This window comes from Martelella sp. K41-7 (genome assembly GCF_055808365.1).
On sequence record NZ_CM147867.1, the window covers coordinates 1,310,425 to 1,331,267 of the forward strand.

At 59.9% G+C, this 20,843-nt stretch carries 9 protein-coding genes and 5 pseudogenes; 12 read left to right on the forward strand and 2 right to left on the reverse strand.

Annotated features, from left to right (window positions below; translation table 11 throughout):
* Positions 1-227: 227 nt before the first annotated feature.
* A pseudogene (locus tag AC0L7L_RS06280) lies at positions 228-410 on the reverse strand (IS21 family transposase); the annotation flags it as partial.
* On the opposite strand from AC0L7L_RS06280, the pseudogene AC0L7L_RS06285 reads away from it, so the two are divergent.
* Positions 394-855: pseudogene (locus tag AC0L7L_RS06285) on the forward strand (transposase); the annotation flags it as partial. The pseudogenes AC0L7L_RS06280 and AC0L7L_RS06285 overlap by 17 nt on opposite strands.
* A 56-nt stretch (positions 856-911) precedes the next feature.
* On the opposite strand, the gene AC0L7L_RS06290 reads toward AC0L7L_RS06285, so the two are convergent.
* A protein-coding gene (locus tag AC0L7L_RS06290; protein ID WP_272211536.1) for an IS3 family transposase occupies positions 912-2,073 on the reverse strand; the annotation gives its coding sequence in 2 pieces (ribosomal slippage) (positions 912-1,815 and positions 1,814-2,073; 1,164 coding nt in all).
* Between the two features lie 257 nt (positions 2,074-2,330).
* Here AC0L7L_RS06290 and AC0L7L_RS06295 point away from each other — a divergent pair.
* The 11 genes and pseudogenes from AC0L7L_RS06295 to AC0L7L_RS06345 all read left to right on the forward strand — a co-directional run bounded on the left by AC0L7L_RS06295 (position 2,331) and on the right by AC0L7L_RS06345 (position 20,830).
* Complete coding sequence (locus tag AC0L7L_RS06295; protein WP_473512794.1) at positions 2,331-3,347, forward strand: substrate-binding domain-containing protein; 1,017 nt, start codon at positions 2,331-2,333, stop codon at positions 3,345-3,347.
* An 85-nt stretch (positions 3,348-3,432) separates the two neighbouring features.
* Positions 3,433-4,952, forward strand: a pseudogene (locus AC0L7L_RS06300) (sugar ABC transporter ATP-binding protein).
* Positions 4,953-4,981: 29 nt separating this feature from the next.
* On the forward strand, positions 4,982-5,962 hold the full coding sequence (locus tag AC0L7L_RS06305) for an ABC transporter permease (RefSeq protein ID WP_473513802.1): 981 nt from the start codon (positions 4,982-4,984) through the stop codon (positions 5,960-5,962).
* A gap of 14 nt (positions 5,963-5,976) precedes the next feature.
* A pseudogene (locus tag AC0L7L_RS06310) lies at positions 5,977-6,958 on the forward strand (sugar-binding transcriptional regulator).
* Positions 6,948-7,943, forward strand: a complete 996-nt coding sequence (locus AC0L7L_RS06315) for an aldo/keto reductase (RefSeq protein ID WP_473512798.1) — start codon at positions 6,948-6,950, stop codon at positions 7,941-7,943. The pseudogene AC0L7L_RS06310 and the gene AC0L7L_RS06315 overlap by 11 nt, the downstream one beginning before the upstream one ends.
* A 183-nt stretch (positions 7,944-8,126) precedes the next feature.
* The gene (locus tag AC0L7L_RS06320; RefSeq protein WP_473512801.1) at positions 8,127-9,728 is read left to right on the forward strand and encodes a glycerol-3-phosphate dehydrogenase/oxidase; all 1,602 of its coding nucleotides are present in this window, start codon (positions 8,127-8,129) and stop codon (positions 9,726-9,728) included.
* A complete protein-coding gene (locus tag AC0L7L_RS06325; RefSeq protein ID WP_272210909.1) occupies positions 9,719-10,561 on the forward strand; it encodes a class I fructose-bisphosphate aldolase in 843 nt (280 codons plus the stop codon). The genes AC0L7L_RS06320 and AC0L7L_RS06325 overlap by 10 nt, the downstream gene beginning before the upstream one ends.
* Positions 10,554-12,070, forward strand: a pseudogene (locus tag AC0L7L_RS06330) (FGGY-family carbohydrate kinase). Before AC0L7L_RS06325 ends, AC0L7L_RS06330 begins: the two are co-directional and overlap by 8 nt.
* Positions 12,067-13,674, forward strand: coding sequence for a GMC family oxidoreductase (locus tag AC0L7L_RS06335; RefSeq protein ID WP_473512807.1), 1,608 nt, complete (start codon positions 12,067-12,069; stop codon positions 13,672-13,674). Before AC0L7L_RS06330 ends, AC0L7L_RS06335 begins: the two are co-directional and overlap by 4 nt.
* A gap of 503 nt (positions 13,675-14,177) precedes the next feature.
* Positions 14,178-16,949 (forward strand): beta strand repeat-containing protein, encoded by a 2,772-nt coding sequence (locus AC0L7L_RS06340; protein WP_473512810.1) that lies wholly within the window; start codon positions 14,178-14,180, stop codon positions 16,947-16,949.
* Positions 16,946-20,830: an autotransporter outer membrane beta-barrel domain-containing protein gene (locus AC0L7L_RS06345; protein WP_473512815.1), complete on the forward strand. Its 3,885-nt coding sequence runs from the start codon at positions 16,946-16,948 to the stop codon at positions 20,828-20,830. Before AC0L7L_RS06340 ends, AC0L7L_RS06345 begins: the two co-directional genes overlap by 4 nt.
* Positions 20,831-20,843: the final 13 nt, after the last annotated feature.

Sequence of the window (20,843 nt, forward strand, 5' to 3'; positions counted from 1 at the left end):
TTGGAGAACTTTCGTACTGTGCACCCACACTGCTCTCATAGATTTCCTTCTATGGGCATTAGTACAGCACTCATGAGGTCACCCAGTCACACCTGTGCCACTCGGGGCTAAATGCGCGCGGAGAGCACTCCTTTGGCATCTCCTACATTGATTTCACATCGTAATCTGAAATATTTTGATGAAATTTTACACTTTTCATTGCACGTTCAGTGGCAAGCAAACCGCAGTACCGCCGCATGCAGGTCGACGCGTTCAAAAACCTCCAGCAGTCGAAGAACCTGCACGTATTCTCGCCAGCCATGTTTTGCCATGCGGCCTTCCATCAGGCGAGGCAGCGTTGAGAATTCCTCCGGCAGTTCCCACCCCTGAAGAGGCGCTGCCTGATCCAGCGCATTGATCTTCTGCTCGATTGCCTCGGGCGAAATTGCGGTGATTCTGAGCTTGCGGCTGCTTCTTTCAGAAAGCTGGACGAGCGATGTCACGCGCATGGAGAAAGCTGGTGTGCCTGCGCCCTTGCAGGGATACCACACGAAGCCCGAGATCTCGATTGAAGAGATCGATCGTGTCATCGCTGCAGGAGTGCGCTTCGGCTGCGTGCTGGCCGATTCCGGTTACGGGCTTTCCGCTCCGTTCCGGCAGGTACTGAGCGCATGTGGCCTTTGCTGGGCCGTGGGTATCCCTCGGCACCAGAAGGTTTACCCCTCCAATGTTCAACTGATTTCCCCGGTCGCGGGGCACGGTCGCCCCCGTGTGCGACGTTTGCCGGACGTCAAATCCATGGGTGCGCAGGCCATGCTTGAAGACGCGAAGTGGCGACAGGTCAGTTGGCGCAAGGGAACGACGGGACGCCTGAGGCGGCTCGGTTTGTTTGAACGGGCTGATGGTCGTTCTTAAGTGGTTTTCGGCCTTGTTTATATTGCCTCTGATATCGCGGGCAGCGCGTTGAAGTAAGCCTGATCGGGTGTCTTCCGGTCAAGCGATGAATGCGGACGGCGGCTGTTGTAAAAGGTCAGATATCGTCCGATCCCGGCTCGGGCTTCTGCGACCGTCTTGTAGGCGTGAAGATAAACCTCTTCATATTTGATAGACCGCCAAAGCCGCTCGACGAAGACGTTGTCGCGCCATGCGTCCTTGCCATCCATCGATATCTTGATCTCGGCGTCTTTCAGAACGCCGGTAAAATCAATAGATGTGAACTGCGATCCCTGATCGCTGCTGAATATCTCGGGCTTGCCATATCGGGCGAGCGCTTCCTCGACGGCTTCAATGCAGAACGCGGCTTCCAGCGTGATCGAAAGCTTCCACGACAACACCCGGCGGCTGAACCAGTCGATGACGGCACAGAGATAGACAAAGCCTCGCGCCATCGGCACATACGTGATGTCGAGTGCCCAGGCCTGATTGGGGCGGGTGACCGCAACATTCTTCAGGAGATACGGATAAATCTTGTGGCCCGGCGCCGGTTTCGAGGTGTTCGCACGGCGGTATATGGCCTCAATACCCATCTTCCTCATCAGCGTTCTGACGTGCAGCCGCCCGACGTGATGGCCTTCCGCTGTCAAAAGCCCCTGCAGCATCCGGCTTCCGGCGAAGGGGTAGTCCAGATGCAGCTCGTCAATCCGGCGCATCAGCGCCAGATCTGCCGCCGATGTCGCCCGAGGCAGATAGTAGACACTGCCACGGCTGATGCCGAGAGCCCGGGCCTGACGGGAAATGGGAAGGGTATGGTTCCGGTCGATCATCGTTTTCCGCTCAGCAATCCGGCCTTGCCGAGCGCGCCGGTTATCGCAGCCGAGACCTGTGGCTCGGCGGAGCATCGTTCTCCAACGTCAGTTCGCCGATCTTCGCATGAAGGTTATTGACGTCAACGACAGGCGCGGCGTCTTCCTTGCGCCCATCATCGAAGACGTTCATCGCGCCTTCGAGCAATTGATCTTTCCATTGCTTGATCTGGTTGGCGTGGATGCCGAACTGCTGCGAAAGCTCCACCATCGTCTTTTCGCCCTGGATCGCGGCAAGCGCGACTTTCGCTTGGAAAGCGGGGCTGTGATTGCAGCGGGGCCTTCTTGTCATAAGGGCTCCTGCTGACGGCATGATGCCGGATCGAAGAGCCAAAAACCACTTATCTCGCCTGTTCAGTTTTCCCGAGCCACTTCTGCTATTGCAATATATTTCACTCTATAGGGAAAATATCAAAGTGTGTTGACAGCGTTCCGCTCTGCCGCCTAACGTCCAGATGCGCAATAAATTGCGTTGCGTGATATTAATTTCGTGCGGTACTTTTTTTTGCGTACCGATGATCTTGGATCATGGTCTTCTGGGAGGAGGAAATGATGAAACTTACTATGGGCGGTGCGGTGACATCTCTGGCGCTTGCAGCATTTGTCTCCGGCACAGCGCCGGCTTCGGCCGATACAATCAAATGCGAGCCGGGTGAAACCTATGTCATGAATGTCATGGTTTCGGCGCACCCTTATTGGGTGCCGGTATATGAGGGCTTCAAGCAGGCGGCTGACGCCTTTGGCTGTGAAACCCTCTTCTCCGGAACGCCGGATTACGACATCACCAAGCAGATTGCCTCATTCGAGCAGGATCTGGTGAAGCAGCCGGCGGGCGTTTTGCTGCATCCGATGCAGGCCGATCCCTTTATCGAGCCGATCAACCAGGCCGTCGACAGCGGGGTTGCCGTGGTGACATTTGCGGCCGACTCGCCGAATTCCAAGCGAACCTCCTACATCACCTCCGACAATCTGGCCGAAGCCAAGTTCGCAGCGGAGGAGATCGTCAGCCAGATCGGCGAAGACGGCGAATATGCGGTTCTGGAAAATCCTGGCCAATCCAACCATGATCTTCGTGTCACGGCGCTGATCTCCTATATGGAAGACAACTACCCGGACATGAAGCTGGTCGGTCGGCAGACAACCAATCAGGACAGCAATGCCGCCTATCGGGCGACGGCTTCCATTCTCCAGGCCAATCCCAATCTCGGCGCGATGTGGATCCCGGAAGCGGGCTCTGCCGAGGGCGCGGTCGCGGCCGTCAACGAAACCGGCGCCGACGTGCTGATCATGCATGCCGATATCACGCCGGCGACGCTCGAGCAGATCAAGGCCGGCAATATTCACATGGCGCTCAGCCCGAACCAGGGCATGCAGGGCTTTCTCGGCTTTCTGGCGACGTTCTTCGCCGTGCACAGTGACGTGTTCGATCCGTTCAACGACTACAAGGTCTCTGGCTTTAACCCGTTTCAGATTCCCTTTGCCGACAACGGCTTTGCCGTCATCACCAAAGAGAACGCCGAAAGCTTCGACCTCAACACATACATGGAAGGTCGCGATGTGAACTGAGCCCTTTCGCAAGGGTATATCATGGGCGGTGGCGGTGGCCGCCACCGTCCGCAGCAGTTTCAATCCGAGATTAAGGGCGCTCGCCATGACCGACGACGTGATCCTGAAAATTGCCAATGTGAGCAAATCTTTCGGCGCCATCCAGGCGTTGAAGAGCGTGAATTTCGAGTTGCGCAGGGGGAAATCCACGCGCTTGCCGGCGAGAACGGTGCGGGTAAGTCGACCTTGATGAATGTGATCGACGGCATCCTGCAGCCTGACAGCGGCGAGATCATTCGCGATGGCGAGGCGGTTCGGATATCGTCTCCCGCGGTGGCCCAACACCTCGGCATCGGCCTGGTGCATCAGGAGATCGCACTGTGCCCGGACGTCACGGTCGCGGAGAACATGTTCATGGCCGCAACCAATGTGAGCCGGTCGTTTCTGATGGACTACAATGCTCTGCGGAAGAAGGCGAAGATTGTTCTTGAGGAACTTGCCGACATCAATCCCGCAACTCTGGTGCGCGATCTTTCAATCTCCAGCCAGCAACTGGTTGAAATCGCCAAGGCCCTGACGCTGGATTGCCGGGTGTTGATCCTGGATGAGCCGACCGCGGCGCTGACGGAAACCGAGGCGCAGGTGTTGTTTGCGATCATGCGCCGCCTGGCCGATCGCGGGATATCGATCATCTATATCTCGCACCGCATGGCTGAAATCTTCGACAATTGTGATCGTGTTTCCGTGTTTCGCGACGGCCAGTATATCGTCACCTACAATGTCGCCGATATCGAGCCGGGCGATGTCGTAAACGCCATGGTCGGGCGGGTGATCGACAAGCTTTACCCGGAAAAACAGTCTCCCGCGGAGGTATCCGAAGAGATTGTCCTCAAAGTCGACAGGCTGAGCGAGGCTCGGCGCTTCCAAGATATATCCTTCGAGCTGAAGAAAGGTGAGATCCTCGGTTTCGCTGGGCTGATAGGCTCCGGTCGCAGCGAGATCGTCAAGGGTATTTGTCGTCTCGAAGGCGATGTAGCAGGCGAGGTATGGCTGAACGGTCAAAAGTTAGCGCTTGCCGAGTATGCCGACAGCATTGCCGCCGGCATGGTCTATTTGAGCGAGGACCGCAAGGGCGACGGCGTCTTTCTGGATATGTCGATCGCGGAGAATGTTTCGGCGCTTGACCTCGACCAGATCTCCGGTTTCGGCGGGCTGATCAGCAGCAGCAAAGAGCACGGCTTGGCCGAGCGGCTTGGCCGCACGCTCAACCTCAAATATGGCCGTCTCAGCGATCCGGTTTCGTCGCTGTCAGGCGGAAACCAGCAGAAGGTGGCGCTCGCGAAGATGCTGTCGGTCAATCCGAAGCTGATCTTTCTCGACGAGCCGACGCGCGGCGTCGATGTCGGCGCCAAATCCGAAATTCACCGCATTCTGCGCGAACTGGCGCGGGCAGGCGTCGGCATCGTGACGATCTCGTCCGAACTGCCGGAGCTGATCGGCATCTGCGACCGCATCCTGGTGGTGCGCGAGGGGCGTATCAGCGGCGAGGTCGCTGGTGAGGCGATGACCGAGGAAAACATAATGCATCTGGCATCCGTGCTTGATCATCGAAAACAGACTGCCTGAGGGAGGGTGAGGTGGACAGTGCTATGGAAATGTCAGCGCCAAAGCCGGGACGCGGCGGTACAAGCCCGCTGAAGAAACTGTTCAGAATGCGCGAGACGGGACTGATCGCGATTATTCTTACTTTGTTTATCGTGATGTCCCTTGCCTCGCCTTATTTCCTGACCTGGGTGAATATGCGGGCGATGGCGATGGCCTTTGCGGTTGAGGGCATCGTGGTGGTGGGCATGACGATCCTTTTGATATCGGGCGGCATCGATCTCTCCGTAGGCTCGGTAACGGCACTGGCGATGGTGATTGGAGGTTGGCTTTATCTCCATGGGGTCGATCCCTGGGTCGCATCGGCGATATCGATTGCGGCCTGCGCAGGCATCGGCGCTTTCATGGGCTTTTTCGTCACACGCGTTGGACTGCATCACTTCATCGTGTCGCTGGCGGTGATGGTGATCGCGCGCGGCATATGCCTGCTGGCGACCGGAGGACGCCCGCTCGGGCTCTACACCCTGCCGCCGGAGTTCAAGTTCATCGGGCAGGGCACGATCGGGCCAGTGCCGCTGGTGATTGTTATCTTTCTCGTCGTCGTTGTTGCATTCGACTTCGCGCTGCGCCGGACCACGCTTTTCCGCAAGGTGTTTTACACCGGCAGCAACGAGAAGGCGGCGGCCTATTCCGGCGTTCGCACCAAGCGGGTGATCTTCTCCACGACCACGCTGTGCTCGGCACTCTGCGGCGTCGCCGGCATCATCTATATGGCGCGTTTCGGCTCGGCCCAGCCGACCTTCGGTATCGGTATGGAGCTCAATGTGATTGCCGCCGCCGTCATCGGCGGGGCAAGTCTCAGTGGTGGCTCGGGCACGATTTTAGGTGCGATACTTGGCACGGTCCTGCTGTCGGTGGTTTCCAGCTCGCTGGCGCTGCTGGACGTATCGGTCTACTGGCAGGACATCATTCGCGGGTCGATCCTGCTGTCGGCTGTTTCGATCGATCATTACCTCCACAAAGTGCGTGCATAGAAGGGGCCTCGGACATGCCCGACCACAATCTTGATTTTGAAACTGCCCGCCAGATGCACACCGTTCTGGTGCTGCATTTCCTCGAGGGGATGAAGCAGTCGGAAATCGCGCAACGGCTCAACCTGTCGCATTCCAAGGTCAACCGGTTGATCGCCCAGGGGCGCAGACTCGGCATGGTTCGGATCGATATCGAGACTCCCTATCAGCGCCTGATGGAGCTTGAAGCGGCACTGGTGCAAGCGACGTCCCTGAGGTCTGCAGTGATCACGCCGACCGTGTCCGCGAATGCTGAAACCAACCTGCAGCAGGTCGGCAAGGCAGCCGCCAGCGTGATCCTCGAAAATGTCCGCGACGGCGACGTCATCGCCGTTACCGGCGGTAAGGCCGTCAGCGCGACGGTCGACAATCTGGTCGCCGACCGCAGTTTCGATGTCACCGTGGTGCCGCTGACGGGAGGCGTTCAGGGGAAGTTCTATACCGACGTCAACAATCTGGCCTCGAGGCTTGCCGAACGCCTGGGGGGCAGGGCGCTGATGGTCCATGCGCCGCTTTTCGCCGAAAGCCGGGCGCAATGCGAGATGCTCAAGGAAATGTCCTCCGTGCGCGAGGTTTTCGATCTGGCGCGCGCCGCCAACCTTGCCCTCACGGGCATCGGTTCCATCGAGCCAAGCGGATCGAGCTATTACGATCTGAACCCGGTTCCGGAGGAGGACCGGAAGATGATGGTCGGGCTAGGCGTATCGGCGGAGTTCATGGCCCATCTGATCCTGGAGGGCGGAAACCTCGCGAATTACGAACTGAACTCGCGGCTGGTCGCTGTCGCGCCCTCTGAGATCTCAGGTTGCCGAACGGTGATCGGCGTCGCCTCCGGCCAGCATAAGGTTCGCCCGATCCAGACGGTTCTGAGCGGAAAATACCTGGATCTCGTTGATCCTGGATGAGGGGACTGTGAACGCGGTCCTCGCAGAAATGGAAAGGTCTAAAAATGTCGCATGAAATGTCAAAACGCCCGATCGGTAAATCCGGCATCGAGGCCTCCGTGGTCGGTCTCGGTACCTGGGCAATCGGCGGCTGGATGTGGGGCGGCACGGACGAGGTGCGCTCCATCGAGGCCATCCACGCCGCCCTGGATGAGGGCATCACGCTGATCGATACCGCGCCCGCCTATGGCCAGGGGCTGGCCGAAGAGATCGTCGGAAAAGCGCTTGCCGGGCGGCGCGACAAGGTGGTTCTGGCAACTAAATGTGGTCTGGTCTGGCATACGCCGCAGGGCAATCATTTCTTCGACTACGACGGACAACCGGTCCATCGATATCTCGGCAAGGAATCGATCGTCTATGAAATCGAGCAGAGCCTCAAGCGTCTCGGGACCGACTATATCGATCACTACATCACCCATTGGCAGGATCCGACAACGCCCGTCGATGAGACGATGGAGGCGCTGGAGCAGCTGAAACGACAAGGGAAGATCCGCTCGATCGGCGCTAGCAATACTTCGGCAGATGATATCGCTGCTTATCTGGCCGCGGGAGAACTCGACGCAATCCAGGAAGAATACAGCATGGTCAAACGGGATATCGAGACCACGCTGCTTCCGGTCTGCTTACGCAACCGCGTTTCGGTGCTGAGCTACTCCTCTCTGGCGCTGGGCCTTCTGAGCGGAAAGGTCGGTCCTGACCGGACGTTCAGCGGCGATGACCAGCGCAAGGACAATCCCCGTTTCTCACTCGAAAACCGGCGGAAGGTCGCGGCCCTGATGGACACGATCGAACCGATCGCCAGCGCTTGCGACGCCAGTCTGGCGCAGGTGGTGATTGCATGGACGCTGGCCCAGCCGGGTATCACCTTTTCGCTGTGTGGCGCGAGAAATGCTCAACAGGCGCGCGAGAACGCTGCGGCGGGTCGGCTCACGCTTTCTGGGGAGGAAAGGGAAATCATCAGCAGTGCTATTGCGACCCATCTGAGCGAACTGGACGGTTAACCGACCGCAATATTGGAATTTGAGAACGCCGGAGCCCACTCCGGCGAACGGAGACCCTATGTCTGCGCAAAGAGCGAAAATCCTTAAGAAACTGGCCGCAAACGGCGTCTTTGACGTCGTTGTGATCGGGGGGGCATCAATGGTCTGGGGGTTTTCCGGGACCTGTCGCTGCAGGGTCTTCGTGTGCTGTTGGTGGAGCAAAACGATTTTTGCTCTGGCTGCAGCGCCGCTCCGTCGCGCATGATCCACGGCGGCCTGCGCTATCTGGAAAACGGCGAGTTCGACCTGGTCCGCGAATCCCTTGCCGAGCGCGACGCCCTGCTTGCCAACGCGCCGCATATGGTCCGGCCATTGCCGACAACCATACCGGTCACCTCCTATCTATCCGGCCTGTTCAATTCGGCGGCAACCCTGTTCGGCGGATCGGGCAAGCCATCGAGCCGGGGCGCATTGCCAATCAAACTCGGCCTGACCCTTTACGACATAATTACGCGCGGGCGAAGCAGGCTGCCGAAACACACATTCCGCGGCGCTGCGAAGACCCGTCGGAGGTGGCCGGAGCTCACCGGCAGGCTGCGCTGCTCGGCCACCTATTACGACGCCTGGATATCCTATCCCGAAAGGCTGGGTGTGGAGTTGGTGCTGGATACGGAGCGCGCCGCGCCGGCTTCGATTGCCTTGAATTATGCCGAGATCAGCCCACAGGGCGAGGGCTATACGGTAACGGACAAGGAGACCGGCAATAGCTACTCTCTATCCACCCGCGTCATCGTCAACGCATCCGGCGCCTGGCTCGATGAGGTGAACGCAAAGATCGCGCCGCATGGGGAAGAGGGCTGGCAACTGGTCTCAGGCACGAAGGGTTCGCACCTCATTATCGACAATGACCGACTCCTTGCGGGGCTCAACGGTCACATGATCTACTTCGAGAACGCGGATGGCCGCGTCTGCATCGTGTTTCCCTATCTGGGCAAGGTGCTTGCCGGCTCGACGGATATCAGGGTTCAGCATGCCGGTCGCACGCGCTGCGAGGACGAGGAGCTTGCCTATATACTCGGTTCTCTGAAATTGGTTTTTCCTGGAATCGCCATTCACCAGAGCGAAGTGGTCTTCAGCTACAGCGGCATCCGTCCGCTGCCTGTCAGCGACCACGATTTCACGGGACGGATCTCGCGCGACCACAAGGTGCATCGCATTGACGGACCCGTGCCGCAATTCTGCATGGTTGGCGGCAAATGGACATCGTTCAGGGCTTTTTCAGAGCAGGCCGCCGATGCCGTGCTGACGGAACTCGGGCGTGAGCGGGTCACGCGAACCGAGGCGCTGCCGATCGGCGGCGGACGCGATTACCCGGAAAGGCCCGAATTGTTGGTCAGCGAGCTGATGGATACTTTTGGCATCAGCCAGGCGCGCGCAACGCATATGGCGGACGCCTACGGAACGCGTTCGCGGACCCTGCTACCGGCTCTGGCGACCCGAGCGGATGACACGCCGATTGAAGGACTTGAACTCACGACCGCGGAAATCGCCTTGGTTACTGCCGATGAGCATGTCGAGCACCTTTCCGATATCATTCTGCGCCGGACGTCGCTTGCCATCACCGGCAGGATTGATCACGAGCAGATCAAGGCTATTTCCGCGGTCATGGCGCAAGAGCTGGGCTGGGATGACGCCCGCCAGGCGAGAGAATGTCAGGCGGTCATCGAAGAGTTGCGGGACTATCACGGGGTCCCGCCGGAAATTCTGAAACAGAGAGCAGAGACAAGGAGCCGGCAATGCGCATAAGCACGAAAGCCCGCATGAACCGATTGTTCACCAATGGGGGATGCCTGGATGTCGCCATCGACCATGGGGTCTGCAACGAGCCCGGTTTCCTGGTCGGCCTTGAGGACATGGCCGGCGTGGTCGACAGGCTGATCAAGGCAGGGCCTGACGCTATTCAGATGGCCTATGGCCCGGCGGACCTGTTGCAGGGCCGGACGGAAAAGGACAAGCCGGCGCTGGTGATGCGCATCGACATGGGCAATCCCTATAATGACCAGCGTCATCGGGTGATGTGGTCAATGCTGCAGAACGCGGATGAACCTATCATCGGCGCGCTTGAGATGGATGCGGCCTGCGTGGTGGTCAATCTGTTCATGCTGCCTGACGAGCCCGAGCTTTTCCGCCAGTGCGTGGAAAATATCTCGCGTGTGCGAGCGGCCTGCCACAAATACGGCATGCCGCTGATGATCGAGCCTCTGGTAATGCTGCCCAATGATGTGCGCGGCGGCTATCAGGTCGATGGCGACGTCGAAAAGATCGTGACGCTGGTGCGGCTGGCAAGCGAAATGGGCGCCGACATCATCAAGGCTGACCCGACCGAAAATCCGGAGGATTTTCATCGTGTGGTCGAGGCAGCGCGCGTGCCGGTGCTGGTGCGCGGCGGTGGCAAGGAAGATCTGAGAGCGGTGCTGGGCAAATCAGCAACCTTGATAGCGCAGGGCGCAAAAGGCATGGTCTATGGCCGCAACATCTATCAGCATGATAGTCCGGCGGCGGTGGTCGCGGCCTTGATGGCGATCATCCATTACGGCGCCGGCGGCGACGAAGCGTGGGAAATCTATAGTCGTGGCTGATCAAGCAAGATATCTGCTGGGGCTGGATGCCGGCAACACCGTGATCAAGGCGGTGTTGTTCGATCTCGAGGGACGGCAGATTGCCGCTCATGCCATTGATGGTGCAACCGACACGCCCGCGCCCGGTATGATTGAACGATCCGTCGCCGAGCTTTGGGACAATGCCCGGGTCGCGATCAGGGGCTGTCTTGAGGCCAGTGGTTGTCCGCCATCCGCGATCGCCGCCATCGGCATGGCAGGGCACGGCAACGGGCTCTACCTGCTGGACAGGGACGACGAAGCTCTGATCGGCATACAGTCGCTTGACACCAGAGCTGCGGCGCTTGCCGGTGAACTGGATGCGGCCAGAGGCGATGCGCTTCACGCCATTTGCCTCCAGCGGCCATGGCCGTCGCAAACCCCGACGCTGCTTGCATGGCTGAAGGTCAATCGTCCGGACATATATAGGCGGGCGGGGACGCTGCTTTTCGCCAAGGACGTCATAGGCTGGCATCTGACCGGCCAAAGGGCGAGCGAGATTTCGGATATGTCGGGCGCCGGTCTGCTTCGTTTGCCTGAGGCCGCCTATGATAGTGATCTGCTTGCGCTCTATGGTCTCGAAGATGCCCAAAGGCTGTTGCCGGAGCTTGTTGAGCCGACCAGTATTGTTGGTACGGTAACCAAAGCTGCGGCGGAGGCGACCGGACTTGCCGAGGGCACGCCGGTGGTCGCCGGCTATTTCGATGTGGTGGCCTCCGCGCTCGGCTCGGGCGCGGTCGGCAGGGGGCGGCCTCGATTATTGTTGGAAGCTGGTCGGTCAATCAGGTCTTTTCCGAAGTCCCGGTGCGCGATGATCGTGTCTTCATGATCTCGGCCTATGGCCGCAACCGGTTTGCCAACATGGAAAACAGCGCCACGTCGGCGGCCAATCTGGAATGGTATGTGAGGACTTGCGTGGAGCGCGGCGGCCATCACGACGATCCCTTCGGCTTTGTGAATGACGCCGTCGGCGGCGTGACGCCGGGACCTGAAGATCCGATGTTTCACCCCTTTCTCTATGGTGGTCGGTTGGGCGCGCATCAGCGCGGCGGCTTTTTCGGCCTCGCCGGCTGGCATGGGGAAGGGCACTTGCTGCGCGCGCTCTACGAGGGCGTGATGTTCGAGCATCGTCGCCATATCGAAGTGCTGGCGCAGGCCGGCGTAACCTTCGACAGGGCGGCGCTTGCGGGCGGCGGGGCGCGTTCTCCACATTGGCCGCCAGTGTTCGCTGATGGGCTTGGCGTCCCGGTCACCGTCGCGCAAGCGCGCGAAACCGGCGCTCTGGGCGCTGTGATCGCCGCATCCGTTGGCGTCGGCATCCATGTTGATGAGGCGGCGGCTGTCGCCAGGATGACCCGGCCGGCCTGTACCTTTGAGCCCGATCCGCAAATGCGCGCCCATTATGACAGGCGCTATGAAATATGGAATCGTGCGATCCGGGCAATGGAGCCGGTGTGGCGTGATCTTGCGGCTTCGGAGACCGAGGGATGAAACTGGACGGCAGCTATGACTACATCATCGTCGGGGCAGGGACGGCGGGCTGTGTTCTCGCCAGCCGGCTGACCGAGGATCCGGCCTGCCGCGTGTTGTTGCTGGAGGCGGGTGGCTCGGACAATTATCATTGGGTGCATATACCTGTCGGTTACCTCTATTGCATCGGCAATCCGCGCACCGACTGGATGATGAAGACCGCCGCCGAACCGGGTCTCAACGGGCGCAGCCTGGTCTATCCGCGCGGCAAGGTGCTGGGCGGCTGCTCCTCGGTAAACGGCATGATCTACATGCGCGGCCAGTCCGCCGATTACGACCACTGGCGTCAGCTCGGCAATGTCGGCTGGGCGTGGGATGATGTTCTGCCCTATTTCCTGAAATCCGAGGATCATCATGCGGGCGCGAGCGCGATGCATGGCAGTGGCGGCGAATGGAAAGTCGCCCGTCAGCGAGGACGCTGGGACATTCTCAAGGCCGTTCAGGAGGGCGCGAAGGAATTCGGCATCATGCCGCGCCCTGATTTCAACGATGGCAGCAATGAGGGCAGCGGATTCTTCGAGGTGAACCAGAAGAACGGCGTGCGCTGGAACACTGCCAAGGGCTTTTTGCGGCCCGCCCTGAAGCGGCCAAACCTGCGCCTTGTCACGCATGCCGAGACCGAACGGCTGATCATCGAGGACCGACGGGTGGCTGGCGTCCTGTTTCATCACAAGGACGCGGCCTTCACGGCGTGTGCAAAGGCTGAAGTGTTGCTTTGTGCTGGTGCGATCAACTCGCCAAAAATCCTCGAACTCTCCGGCGTTGGCGATCCGGAGCGGCTCTCTTCCGTTGGGATAGCCCCCTGTTTCGCAAGACGGGGCGTGGGGGAAAACCTGCAGGACCACCTGCAGATACGCACGGTCTACAAGGTGAAGAACACAAAGACACTTAACACCATGGTCCACTCTCTTCGCGGCAAGGCGGCAATAGCGCTTGAATACGGACTGACGCGATCGGGACCCATGTCGATGGCGCCGAGCCAGTTCGGCATGTTTACGAAATCCGATCCGTCGCTGGAGATGCCTGACCTCGAATATCACGTTCAGCCGCTTTCGACCGAGAGGCTGGGGGAACCGCTTCACACCTTTCCCGCCATCACGATTTCGGTCTGCAACCTCAGGCCTGAAAGCGTTGGAGCCAGCCACATAGCGACTGCTGACGCCACGGCACAGCCGGAAATCAGGTTGAACTATCTCTCGGCTGCCAAGGACAGGGATATTGCGGTCGCCTCGATCAGACAGGCCCGCAAGATCATGACGGCGAAGGCGCTGAAGCCTTACGGCCCGGAAGAAATTCTTCCCGGACCGGCAGTCGAGGGCGATGATGCGCTGCTTTCGGCAGCCGGCAACATCGCAACCACGATCTTCCATCCGGTCGGTACCTGCCGCATGGGCATCGATGGCGAGGCCGTTGTCGATCCGCAACTGCGGTTCCGGGGGATTGATGGTCTGAGGATCATCGATGCCTCGATCATGCCCAAAATCGTGTCCGGCAACACGGCCTCGCCCGTTGTGATGATCGCCGAAAAGGCCGCAGACCTGATCAGGAACGACTCTCGTTTTTGAGCTAGGGCCGGAAGCGGCGCCGCGCCTCTTGGTGCCGAACATCTGCTCCTGCGGTTCGGGCGCGATCGATCAGTTTCTTCTGGGTGTAGCCAAGAGGGGCATATGCCGATAGCCCGCGCAAGTTCAGCAACAGATAGTCGGTGATGCGATTGACCTCGAACCGCCGTGCGTTTGCCGCTTTGCGTATGGGGCAGCCCTTCACCATCTCGCTCGGTTTGAAAGCGGTATTCCTCGTCACGTCCGTATTGGGCCTGTCTAGACTTATTCTGGTGTTAATAAATAAAAATATGGTAGAATTGAGTTCTTTTTGTCATTCTCCACTAGTGACCAAGATGCAGATGTGCCGGAGTACGAATTGTGGCTAAAAAAAGCGGTGTTATCCCTCGGAGAACCTCCCCGATTCAAAGCCGGTTAGAAAGCAAATCGGTCGCAAGGGGCGATGGATTGCATCTTCTGTTTTGTTTCATTCAACAGCGCTTGTCGGGACGCTCGCCGGCGTGCCCATGCCTTTTTATTCACGTGGTTACACGCGCGTTTATGCCCAGGCAGTCTGTAGTCCGAGTTCGACCAGCAGCTACGTCAACGCCTCAGACAAGATCAGTTCGACAACATTCAGCTGCACGATTTCATCGTCTTCAAACGTGACCGCGCCGCAATATGCCTATGGCGGCGCGATGACCTGGTACCAGTCGAGCAATGTCTATTACGGTTACTTTTCCAGCCCGCCGGACCATCCGCAGCCGGGTCTGAATATCACCATCACCAACAACGCGGTCATCGACGTTTCTTCTGGAAGCGATGTCTCTTCGATGATCTCGTTTTCGGCGCCGGGCGGCGGAACGAATTTCTACAAGAAATCGCATTCCGACGCGATATCCGTCGTTTCTGCCGGCAGCCTTAATTTCCGTGCCGAGGTTAAGGATGCAGACAAATACTCCGGCGGCGCTGGGGGCAATGTCTCGGTTACCAATACAGCAGCCATTCAGGGGGCCGCGCGGCATGGCATTTATGCCGTCTCCGGCGGCGGAATGGCCTATGCCACTTATGGCGGCGATGCCGGAACCGTTAACGTCAGCACGACAGCCGACATTTCCGCCACAAGTTTCGGGATCGTCGCGATCAGCCGGGGCGGCGCCACATGGGCGGAGACCGGCGGCGATGGCAAAGATGCAACGGTGATGGTCTCCGGCGATGTGAACTCGATCGCATCGACCAGCGCCGGCGGCGGGGTTTTCGTCGCCTCATACGGCGGTAACAGCCCGAACAACACATCGGCGGGCGGCGCGCAGGGTGGCATTGGCGGCAAGGCCGGTACCGCCACTCTGACACTTGGCTCCAGCGACACCGCATTTGCAGGTACCGTTTCGACGGTTGCCGCCGGAAAAATCGGCGAAGACTGGACCTTTGCCGATCGCAAAACTGGCATTGCACTGGCGGCCATCAGTTATGGCGGGCAGGGGCCGGTCAACACCAATGGTTCCGGCGGCGGATATGACGGCGGCGATGGCGGCGCTGTCAACGTCACGCTCTACGGTGCTTCCGGCACCACAATCAAGACATCGGGCGATAGTTCAGCGGGCATTCTTGCCGCCAGCTATGGCGGTTCCAGCCTGGATTATTATGACGCGTCCAAACAGGGTGGTGCGGCCAGCACGGTTAAGGTCAAGCTTTCGGGCGGCGGAAGCATTGGCACATCCGGGAAAAACTCCAGCGGCATCGTGGCGACATCGCTCGGCGGGCTGGGCCAGATTGCCTCACAAGCCTCGACGGATAGTGGCAGCAGCGGCATAGGCGGCACATCCGGAAATGTCTATGTGCAAAACGCGATGTCAGTGACCACCAAGGGCGATTATTCCCATGGCATTGTCACGGTTTCGTCCGGTGCGGGCGGCGGCATCTATGTTTGGTCCGGCAATGGCGGTTTTCAGTGGGGTGATGCCAATATCGCCTCGAACTCAAGCGGCGAGGCCTATGTTTACAATACCGGTGCAATTGAAACCTACGGTATCGATTCCCACGGTATTGTCGCCATGTCGATCGGCGGCGGCGGCGGGATCCTGACCTCGAGCGGATCGATTTCGACCACGTCCTACGGCTCCTATTCAGCCGTCAATGATACGGATGGCCAGACTGTCGGCGGCCAGGCCAGCGGTGCCCACGGGGCTGGCGTTCAGGTGATCAACAAGGCCAGCATTACCACCCATGGCGGATATGCGGCGGGAAAAACGGGCACCAACAGTGCGAGCGATGTGCCGCTTGGCGGCGGCATTGCTATTCTCGCGCAGTCGATCGGCGGCGGTGGCGGCGACAATACCGGCAAAGGGGCGATCGGCGGCATTGGCGGCAGCGGAAAGTCCGGCGGCAACGGTTCTGACGGCGGTTCAATCTCGGTCAAAAACGATGGCGCCCTCGCCACTTACGGCGCGGATGCGCACGGTATCGTCGCCCAGTCTATCGGCGGTGGCGGTGGTACGGGCCGCAACAAGAAGGGGTTGTTCGTTGCCGTCGGCGGCAGCGGCGGCAATGGCGGTAACGGCGGCAGTGTTACCGTGCAGTCCAGCGGCAATATAAAGGTTTCCGGCGACTATGCCGCCGGCATCGTGGCGCAATCGATCGGCGGCGGCGGCGGTGCCGGCGGCAAGGCGACAGCCTGGGGCGTCGGCTTTGCCGATGCCATCGGCGGTTATGGCGGCGATGGCGGCTATGGTGGCTCTGTCGATGTCACCACGACATCAGGAACGAAGCTGGCAACCGAGGGCGTCAATGGTCTCGGTATTCTTGTTCAGTCGATTGGCGGTGGCGGTGGCAGTGGCGGCGCGGCGAAATCGGTCTCTGTCGGCAAAACCTTTGCCATCGCAATCGCAACCGGTGGCAATGGCGGCGCAGGTGGTGATGGCGGCAGTGCGGAACTGACCCATTCGGGTGCGGTCTCGACCACCGGTTACGATGCCACCGCCATTCTGGTGCAGTCGGTCGGCGGCGGCGGCGGCAATGGCGGTACTTCGAGCGCCAAGTCGCTGGCCTTTGGGCTGCCTTTCGACGAAAAAGGTGACAGTTTCGCGCTTGCGCTGTCGGTATCCCATGGCGGCAATGGCGGCGTTGCCGGCGACGGCGCGGAGGCGAAAGTCATTCTCGAAAAAGGCAGCTCCGCCACGACGCAAGGCGACGGCGCGCTTGGCCTGCACGTCCAGTCCATCGGCGGCGGCGGCGGCCAGGGGGCGATTCAACGGCTGCTGCCGGAACCGCAACCTTTCAGAGCGCCTTTGCCAAGGTGACCGGTGGTGAGGCTGAGCTTCAGAAAAAGCTGGAAGGTGACTCCGTCACTGCCACGCTCACCTTCTCGATCGGGGGCCAGGGCGGAGCCGCAGGCGGCGGCGGAAAAGCCTTCGCCCATAATTACGGCGCGATCGCCACCAATGGCGATTTCGCAGACGGTATGCTTGTTCAGTCGGTTGGCGGCGGCGGCGGACAGGGCGGTTCCGGCGAGACTGACGGCATTGACTATTTCGGCAGCTCTACCTTCAACGTGTCGCTTGCGATCGGTGGAGACGCCGGTGAGGGCAGCGATGGCGGTTCGGCCTATGGCGGTGTGGCGGATACCGGTTCTGTCAAAACCTCCGGATCGAACGCGGCCGGTCTCTTTGTCCAGTCGATTGGCGGTGGCGGTGGCAAGGGCGGCGGCGGTACGGGAGATGTTAACGCCGACAACAAACTTGAAATCGGAATTGGTGCGACCGGCGGTGAAGGTGCAACCGGCGGCAATGTCTATGCATGGAACAACGGAACGATCCTGACCAAGGGAGACTCCTCTGCCGGGCTGGTTGCACAGTCGATTGGCGGCGGCGGCGGCCAGGGCGGCTCCGGCACCAGCTCTATCGGCCATGCCTTCGAGTTCGAGAAGGAAAGCAAGGTCAAGTTCACCGACTGGGTAAAGGCGCATCCTTCGTTTGACGTGGCCGTCACGCTTTCAGCCAATACCGGTGCCTCGGGCGGCAGCGGCGGTGATGGCGGTGATGTCTATGTTGGCGTCGAACAGAAGGGCTCGTCCCAGTCCACAGGCACGACCACAACCTATGGCTCCTTTTCGCACGGTGTTCTGGCCCAGTCGATTGGCGGCGGCGGTGGGGCGGCCGCGACGTCGTCAAGCGCCAACAGCGTTTCGGTCGCCGCGACGGAAGCCGATCTCGACGTTTCGACGATCTCGTTCGGGGCGAGTAACGGTGCGGCCGGCGATGGTGGCAATGTCACCGTTTATGCCGCGAACATATACACAAGCGGGTTTGCTGCGAACGGCGTCATTGCCCAGTCGGTCGGCGGCGGTGGCGGTCATGCGATCCAGACCGGCTATGCCATGGACAAGGTCAATGTCAAATTCGGCGCGAAAGGGCAGTCCGCCGATAACCGCGGCGCAGGCAATGTGACGATCGATACGATTGCAGGTACCAAGATTACCACCTCCGGCGATAACGCCAATGGCATTCTGGGGCAGTCCATCGGCGGCGGCGGCGGTTTTGCGGGTGTCGCCCTCGGCACCTCCAGCGCCGTCAATGACGAGAGCATTTCCAGTGTCATCAGTTCCACCTTCGGCAGCGGGAGCGACAGCGGTGGCGCTCACGGGGAGTATGTCACGGTCAATCATTCCGGCTATATCGGCACGTCCGGTAAACGCTCTGTCGGTGTTGTCGGCCAGTCGATCAGCGGCGGCGGCGGCTTCCTGACGGCGGCTGCGAACAGTTTCGACAAGGCCGGTTTCGTCCAGAGTCAGGCGCCGAATAGTGCTCACCCCGTCGATATCTCATTGGAAGACAAGGCCACCATCGTCACCTCGGGCGATGGCGCTTTCGGCATACTGGCGCAGAGCGTTTCCGGCGGCGGCGGCGTTTCGGCCGATCTGGCGCAGAAGCTCAATGCGACCTACGGTTATTACGGCGGCACGTCGAGCGGTTCGAATTACTACTATTCCGACAGCGGCAACGCGGATAGCGCCGGCATCGTCAACGTTACGGTCGACGCCGGCGCATCGGTCAAGACCACCGGCAAATACGCCCACGGCATCGTGGCCCAGGCCATTGGCGGGTCGGGCGGCATCTTCACCCAGAACGGCAAGACCTATGCCGGCACACTCGGTCGTTTCAACAACACGCAAGGTTCTGATGCGGATGGCAATACGTCATCCGGTTCACTCTCCGTGACGATCGGTGGCTCTGTTACGGTCAACGACCCGACGGCGTGGGGCGTCTGGGCCCAGACCACCGGCGATACGATGACGCTGACGCTGGACGAGGGCGGGACGCTGACGGGGTCCAAAGCGGCCGCCGTGGACGGAGAGTTTCAGGGCGGCGCGCTCTATGTTTCGGCGGCCAAGAAGACCAGCGTCACGCCCAGCAATTCCGGCACATTCACCGGCAATATCGTGCAGCACGACTTCGCGACGTCATCGTCTTCCGCGGCGAACGGAATGGTCCAGACGGCGGCTTTGGCCGGTACAACCCTGTTCCTGAACCAGGGGATGGGCACCTTCGTGACCGGTGCGATCGCCGATGTCGACAGTGTTCTCAACGCCGGCAATATCAATCCCGGCGGTGCATGGAACACCAAAGAGACGCAGTTTACCGGCGATTTGTTGGGTGTCGGGACAAAATCCGGTGGCAGTGCCTATAATGTTGCCGATCTCGGCCTTTCGACCACGTTCTCGCCGTTCAGCTATTTCAAGCGCAGCGACAGGATCGACTGGCGGACGGAGACGTCCAGCAAGGGTGGGCTGTTCACCAATGTCGATGTCGACATGGAAAACGGCACAGCCGACAAACTTCTGATCGCGGGGGATTTCGCCGGTACCTGGGGTGTGGATGTCAACGCCAATGCGCTGCTTCCAGATACGCGCACCGATTTTCTGATGGCCGAGGGCACCGATACGTCGACGATCACGGCGCTGTCCTCTCTGGTTTTCGACTTTACCGATGTGACAAAATCCGCCGAGGGCTGGCACGGGTTTTCCGTGGATGATGCCCACTTCAGCGGGAACGGTGTTTCACTGGGCAGGAATGCCGGCGGGGTCTCGAAGGCGATGCAGCAGGCCTGGGACAGGATCGCCGATGGCAGTGCGACTGAGGTGAAGTTCGGCGAAGACGAAATATCCCTTGGCGCGGCTTTCGGTGCATTCCATCAGGCCGAACCGGAGACCTTCTCCGACATGCTGCTGGAGCTGGCCTCACAAACGGCAGCGGCCCCGCTGGCTGATTCGCCGTCTGCCGCCATTGCCGCAGCCAACAGCGTTCTGTCATGTCCCGCCTTTGAAACGACGGGCGTGCTGATGGACGAGGGCTCGTGTGTCTGGAGCCGCGTGCTTGGCGGCGAGACGACGCAAGGCGCGCACGGCGATTCCTCCGGCTATACGCAGTCCGTCGGTGGTTTGCAGTTTGGCGGGCAAACAGAACTTTCCGACGGCTGGTTCCTTGGCTCGGGGCTGACCTACGAGAACAGCTGGTTCCGCAATGACAGCGGCTCGGAGAAGATGGAGCAGCAATCCTTCACCGGTGCCGTTGCGCTGAAGAAGGAAATGGGCCCCTGGCTCTTCGGCCTCGTCGGAGGCGGTGGCTACAACTGGGGCGATTCCAAGCGCTATATCAATCTCGATACGCTTTCAGCGACGGCACGCGGCGAGCCGGATTCGGCGATGTTCTTTGCCCGTGCCCGTGCGTCGTACGAATTTGCCTTCGGCGATGAATACTACATGCGCCCGAAGGTCGACTTCGACGTCATCAACATGCACCAGTACGGCTATACCGAAACGGGCGCCGGTGCGATGAACCTGATGGTCGACGGCAATTCCGATACCGCTTTCGGGGTCACGCCAGGCATCGAGTTCGGGGCACGGATCCCGTTCATGGAGGATTGGCCGGCGCGGCTTTACGGCGATCTCGGCGTATCGTTTCTCTCAAGTGACAATTGGGAGACCACCGCGCGCTTTGCCGGGCTTTCATCGATGGACAGTTTTTCGACATTCACACCGATTGCCGATACGGTGGGCCATGTCACCTTCGGCCTGGATCTGGCAAAGCGGAAGGGCATGGAGCTCAAATTCCAGTATGATGGTGCGTTTGCCAATGACTATCAGGCCCACACCGGTTCGATCCGGTTCGGATACCGGTTCTGACGAAACCTGCGAG